Origin of the sequence: Mesotoga sp. UBA5847 (genome assembly GCF_002432735.1) — a bacterium.
Lineage (GTDB): Bacteria > Thermotogota > Thermotogae > Petrotogales > Kosmotogaceae > Mesotoga.
Map to the genome: position 1 here is coordinate 1 of NZ_DJGL01000030.1, position 6,837 is coordinate 6,837.

Annotated in this window: 3 protein-coding genes; all 3 read left to right on the forward strand. The window is 49.9% G+C overall.

Annotated features, from left to right (window positions below):
• Positions 1 to 11: 11 nt before the first annotated feature.
• A complete protein-coding gene (locus B3K91_RS03320) occupies positions 12 to 3,119 on the forward strand; it encodes a PD-(D/E)XK nuclease family protein (protein ID WP_292593983.1) in 3,108 nt (1,035 codons plus the stop codon).
• Positions 3,112 to 6,009 (forward strand): UvrD-helicase domain-containing protein, encoded by a 2,898-nt coding sequence (locus tag B3K91_RS03325; RefSeq protein WP_214060972.1) that lies wholly within the window; start codon positions 3,112 to 3,114, stop codon positions 6,007 to 6,009. The genes B3K91_RS03320 and B3K91_RS03325 overlap by 8 nt, the downstream gene beginning before the upstream one ends.
• 22 nt (positions 6,010 to 6,031) lie before the next feature.
• The coding region (locus B3K91_RS03330) for a formylglycine-generating enzyme family protein (RefSeq protein WP_292593991.1) at positions 6,032 to 6,837 on the forward strand (806 nt) is incomplete at its 3' end.

Genomic DNA, 6,837 nt, shown 5'->3' on the forward strand with positions numbered 1-6,837 from the left:
GGGGGCAGTTCTTGAAAGGTATTCTTGTCTGTGGAAAGGAAGGCAGAAGAAGAAGCGATTACTTGCTGCGGAAGCTCCAGGAAAACTACAGCGATGATCCCTTCTCGTTTCTCTTCGTCGGACCCTCTTCATTCTTTCTGCGAACCATAGAAGACGCCATGTTGAAGAGAGCGCTTTCGATTGCCGCCGGGCAGTTCCTTACGGATAGATCTCTGGCTCTGAAGATCGTGGGGGAGATGTTCCCGGATCGCACGGCTGTTCACGAAAGAGGCGAACGAATAGAGATCGCGAAGGCCTTCGAAAAGGTGAAGAATTACTATCCGTCAGAAAAGGCAACGGCTTACTTTCATGAGGCGATCGTCGTCTTGAAGGAGAATCTCGGTAATTTCGAGATGGCTTTCGGTAGGGAAGATGCCGTTCCAAAGGTTCTGAAGGAAGTTTACCGAGAGCTTCAAGAACACTTCGAAGAGAGGAAGCTTTTCGATTCCTACGATGCACTGAGACTGGCCGCAGAGCAAGCAATTCTCGAAAAAAGCGATTTCGGAAAGACCCTATTCATAGACGGCTTCTACGATTTCAGCCCGGCAACCAGGGCTTTTATGAGCAATATTATGCGTTGTTTCGACGAGGTCTATCTCTCATGCCCTGAAGACAGTGATAGAAGGAATCTGTTCAGGGAGAGTCAGACCGTTTCCGATCTCTTCGAGGGCTCTGACTTCGAGACGATCGATGTGGATCTAAGCGAAAGCGGACCGCTTTCGAAAGTAAAGGAGATCTTGTTTTCGGATCGGGAAGAATTGAACGACGCCGGGTGTGAAAGCGCGGAAATTGTCGAGTGCAACGATCTGTACGGAGAGGTCGACTTTGTCGCCAGGGAAGTGAAAAGAGCGATAGCGAAGGAAAGACTGGAGCCGGAAGAGATCGAGATAGTGATTCCCAATAAAGATTACTGGAGGGTATTGAAGAAATCGCTGAACGATTTCGGGATCCCTGCAGTGAGCAAGAATTCGGTTTCCTTGCTAGAATCGAAGAGCGTCCAGACCCTTCTACTTCCGCTTGAAGTGGTATCCGATTCTTTCGAACCTTCGGGAATCCTCGAAATGATAGATGCCGGAAACGGTGATAGTTCTCCCGAGAAAGCGATCGATGCGGTCCTCTTCGAGAAGGTGGCGGCTTCGGCCGGTCTGCTGTACGATACATCTGCCGCCACTGCGGAGGGTGCAAAAAAGGTTTGGCTGGAGAAGCTCGACAACTACAAACGTTTTCTCGGTGCGAAGGCCGAGAGTCTGACCTCCAACGACGATCTCGATGAGGACTTCTCTGCTCTGTCCCAAATCCAGGAGATTAAAGATGAGATCCGGTTCATAGACGTTATTGCAAAGCCCGCTGTCAGAAGGGTTTTTTCACTTCTGAAGAGTATAGAGAGAAATGTGGCGATGTCTGTCTTGAAATACGAAGACTTCTTCAGAATCTGCGAAAAGAGGCTTGGATTGAGAGAGCTTTCGGGAAGCGAGGAAATGACATTCGCATCTGAAAACATTGCCTGCGTGGATCAATTCGTTGAAAGAGCCGTTCCTTCACACGCCGGGATTCTCGAAGCTATGGAAATCACCGAGTACGATCCGGAAAAATACTACAAGTCTCTCATTAAGTATCTGGAAGGAGAAGCTCTGCGGGGCGAGTCCGACATGGGCGGTGGAGTTGAAGTCCTCTCACTGATCGACTCCCGATACACTTCGAAGAAGGTCAAGTACTTCATGGGATTCAACGAGGGCAATTACCCGGTTCTGTCTCTCAATCCACTTTATGCGGGCGCTCAGTACTCCGAGCCCAGAGCCAAGGACATTCTGGGCATTCAGGAGAACAGGCAGAAGCTGGGTCTTTTTCTGGCGATAAGCGGCGCACAAGAGAGGCTCTGCATTACTTTCTCGAATTCCACGGTCGATGGGAACGTGTTGATGAAGTCTCCTTATGAAGGATCGATTCTTCGGGCATTCGGCAAATCCGAGCCCAGACCGTATGGCCGTGTGGAAGGGAAACGCACCGATCTCGTGCCCTCGCCGTCGGAGGCTATGAGCCAGGCCGACTACAGGCTTTCGATAGCCAGTATATTCAAGGAGACCCCCGATGAGTGGGAGAGACATAAAGACTCGGAAACGGTCGCAACTCTGGAGAAGAATCTGAGCTCGATTACAGACAACTTTTCCTTCAAGGTCCCCGGCGTGAAGGCAGTCGAGGAGCTGACGAAGAAATGCATAAGCTTCTCTACGATCGGGACCTACTGCAAGTGCAAATTCAAGTATTTCTTGAACTATGTGCTTGGGTTACAGCCTGTTCCGGAGGAGATACTCGAGCTTTCATACATGGATGCGGGAAGCGTTTTTCATGCCGTTCTCAGCGACCACCTCGGAAGGGGGGTCCCACTAGATCAAAGCCTCGAGAACCACCTAAAGAGATATTCCGGCAGCGTGAACAAATCGCTTTTCAAGAGACGCTTCGATCAGATGCTGAGAGACCTTGAGGATTATCTAGAGTTTGATAGGATAAGAAGCAGCGAATTGGGTGAGCGTGTTCTTCATACAGAATTCGCATTTGGCTTTGATGATTCAGAGGATTCTTCACTTCATCTAACCAACAAGATCTGCTTTCGGGGTTTTATTGACAGGATAGATATGCTGGAGAACGAGAACCTATTCATAATAGATTACAAGAGCGGCACAAGTTCGAGTTCGGCTGTTCCTGAACAGCTTATCATATACTCTATGGCCGTTGAACAAGCATTTTCGAATGAAGGCCGATATGTAAATGGTGGAGAATTCCGACTGATTAAGGGCAAGACCAAGAGCAAACCCTTTGGCGTGGAGTATGAGGACGGCGAGAGGGTCTGGAGATTCCGCAAAAACTTGAATTTCCTAACATATGATCCGGCTGAAAGCGGAAGGATAACAGATGCCGAATTGGTCGAGGCAATCGAAGGAGTGGTCGATAGCATTGCGTCAGGGGAGTTTTCAGCCGAGACACGGAAAAATGAAGAACCTAAAGGCTGTTTCCTCTGTGACTTCAGGGAAATCTGCGATCTTCTGAAATGGAGACAGAAGGGTGTGCCAACCGATGGATAAGAACACATTCATCTCCGCTTCTGCAGGCACTGGCAAGACTTACAGGCTGGTGGAGGAATACATAGAGATTCTTCGCTCCGACGAAAAGCTGGGTATCGAAAACATCCTGGCGATTACCTTCACTGAAAAGGCCGCTGCTGAGATGAAGGAGAGAGTTGCGAAAGCGATACGGGAGCAGATAGACGAAGCAGCCAGCGAAAGCGAGCGGGTGAGATGGAAAGAGATCAATTCAAGGGTCATGCACGCCTGGATCTCGACAATCCACTCCTTCTGCGCGAGAATCCTCAGAGAGTCCATTCTGAATACGAATTCCGATCTAGATCCTGGATTCTCGATCATTACCGGAACAAAGAAGATACTCGAACTTCAGGCCCTGGGAAGGTTCTTCTCGCACAATCTGGATTCTCTTGACGAAATGATAAACATCTTCGGCCTGGACAAAACTCACAAGATTCTTGAAGAGTGCCTCTCCAAGCAGAGACACAACATGTATCTTTACAGCCCCAATGATAACAAAGATAAGGAAGAGACCGCCGAGAAAATATCGAAAGCGACAGCCGTCTGCCACGAAGCATTCAGAAAGCTCAACAGTGAATACGAGGAACTGACTTTGAAGAAGGCCCAGCTCGACTTCGAGCAGTTGCTAGAAGAAACGAGGAAGATGCTGAACGACAATACCGAAATAGCAGAGGGTTATTCCAAGAGGTTCAAGTACATTCTCGTAGACGAGTTTCAGGATACGGACGAGCTTCAGGCAGAAATAATCAGCAAGTTGACGGCTTCGGGGAATGTGAAGGTGCTTTTCGTCGGGGACGACAAGCAGTCGATATACCGGTTCAGGGGAGCCAACGTCGAGATCTTCAATCTTACAAGAAAACAATTCGAAGAAAAGGCCAACGCTACGGACACTCTGGGAAAATCGTACAGGTCGCATCCGGAGATCGTGAAGTTCCACAACATATTCTTCAAGAAAGTGATGAGCAACCCAATGCTTGAGGCATTTGCATCGAAGTACGGCAAAGATGTGGAGGCCCTGGAGCCTCACGGTGACAAGAGAGAAAAGAGGGTAAGAATACTTGAAAGCAAAGATAAAGACCACGCAGGACCCGTAGCTGCCTACATACGTTCGCTTCTGGATGAGGATCTAGATTTCAGAGAGGGAAAAGCTATTGTAACGCGCAAGATACGGCCAGGGGACATAGCCATACTCCTCAGGAAGTTCAAGAACGTCGAGCAGTATCAGGAAGCGCTTGAATCAAACGGGATTCCTTACTATACGGTCGGCTCCAGAAAGTTTTTCCAGAGGCCCGAGATAGCCGGGCTGATTGCATTCGTGAGTTTTCTCGGCAATCCCGCAGACGACAGGGCCTTTCTGTCATTCTTCCTTTCTCCCGCATGGGGAGGCACGCTGCAGGCTGCCGCTAGACTCAAGGAGAAATACAGCCACTTCTATGACTGCATTATGAGGAGCGAAGATGAATCCTTCTCCGATCTTCGCACGATCATAACAAGGTATTCGCGCCTGGCGAGACTTTTGAAGCCGGGAGAGATCCTCGACTCCTTCGTCGGAGAGACGGACTACCTTCCGAAGATGACGCTCCTTGCAATGCCCGAGCAGTGTCTGGCCAACGTGATCAAATTCCTTCAAATATCCAAGCAGCTCGACTCTCTCGGGATAAGCTTGAGGGAGTTTTCGAGGAACATCAAATTGTATTCCGAAGAGGCAGATGAGGGTGAGGCGGCTCTGGAGAACGAAAAGAGCGACAGCGTGAAGATAATGACAGTCCACCAGGCAAAGGGGCTGGAATTTCCCGTTGTGATCGTTGCCGAGATGTCAGAGAATCCGAGGAAAGATACCCCTTCATTGCTCTTCGACACTGCCACGAAAACCTTCACTCTTTACAACACGGAACTGACGAATGAGGGGCTCGACATGTTTTACAGAGCAGATCTGAGAAAACAGGTCGAAGAAGAGAAGAGAACCCTCTATGTGGCCCTGACAAGACCCCGGGAAATTCTTGTGATGAATGTCGACAAAGAGGCCATGGAGAAGGAGCTGAATAAGAAGAAAGACGAAACTAAGGTCGGCTGGCTGTCTCAGATAGCGGCTGGTCTCTATAACGAAGAAACGGGACAGCTTGAGGAAGAGCTCGAGAACCTGGTTACATTTGTGAAGGCCCCGCCAGTTGCTGAAGGCTCGAAAAGAATGCGCGAAGATGCCAGGTGGGAAGACCCTGATGCAGATTACATGAAGCTCTTCGATCATCTCAAATTCAGGAGAGTCGTCTCCCCCACCACGCTCGACTTCGATGAAAAACCGAAGGAGATTCTCGAGATCGACAGTAGCGAAAGGACTTCGCGATCCTCAACAGCAGAAGGGCTTTACGTTCACAGGATCTTCGAACAGCTCGGCAACCCGGCTGGAAGACCAAAGGGAAAGAGACTGAATGAGATTCTTAACGATCCTGAACTTTCAAGAGGATCGGCGGCCCCCGAGAGGGCAAAGGAGATCCTCGAGCAACTGAAGGGACTTGGCAATCACGTCATAATTCGCGAAATCGAGAACTCGGAGATTTGTAGAAGCGAAGTGCGCTTCGAAAGGGCCTTCGGAAAGTTCATACTGGCGGGCGTAATCGACAAACTCTACAAGACGGCTGAAGGCTGGAAGATCGTCGACTTCAAGCTGGCCGAGAAGAGAGATGAAATGCTTCTCAGACACAGGTTCCAGATGGAGTTCTACCTGTACCTATTGAAGAACACGCTCGACCCCGTTTCAGCGACTCTTCTGTATCTAAAGGGCGGAGATACGGAGACGGTTACCCTCGAAAACACTCGCGACTTCGAAATCAGACTCGAAAGTCATGTGATCCATCAAACAGGACAAATCTGAAGAAGAATTTCTGAACGGGCTGCTGAGCGAGGCCGAATGGGAGTATGCGGCAAGGGGCGGAAGAAAGAGCCGAGGTCACAAGTTTTCCGGCTCCGACGATCCGGACTCCATTGCCTGGTTCGACGAAAACTCCGGCGCCGCATCAACCAATTTGAGTGAAATGGCATGGTCCGGAGAACGCAAAAGTGTGTCCGACGAGCGAAAACCCGTTCCCCACGAAGTCGGAATGAAAATGCCAAATGAGCTTGGACTTTACGATATGAGCGGCAACGTTTGGGAGTGGTGCTCAGACCGTCTTAACGCATATGCAGATTCCGAACAGACTAATCCTCACAACATTAGCGGGCTCGATCGGGCGATTCGTGGCGGCTGCTGGTTCAAGCCCGCCGAGCTGACAAGGATAGCGCATAGAGGAAGTCTTTCACCGATCGAAATCCGCAATGGAGAGGGCTTTCGAATCTGCAGAGCGTCATATCGCGAAGCAAAGGCCGATTCATTTTCAAAGACACACGAAAGGCAGGACGATGCGTCGCCAGATATACCAGTCGGACGGATCCCCGACTTGGTGCTCGTCGAGAGAGGCAGCTTCAAAATGGGGGACACATGGGGCGACGGGCTGATGGACGAGAAACCGGTTCACGAAGTCACATTCATACACGACTTTCAGATAGGCAAATACGAAGTCAGGTTTTCCGAATTCGATGTCTTCTGTGGAGCCACGGGAAGGATCCCTCCTTCCGACGAGAACCGTGGAAGAGGAAATTTCCCAGTAATAAATGTAACTTGGTGGGACGCTGTGGAGTACTGCAACTGGCTCAGCAAAAGTGC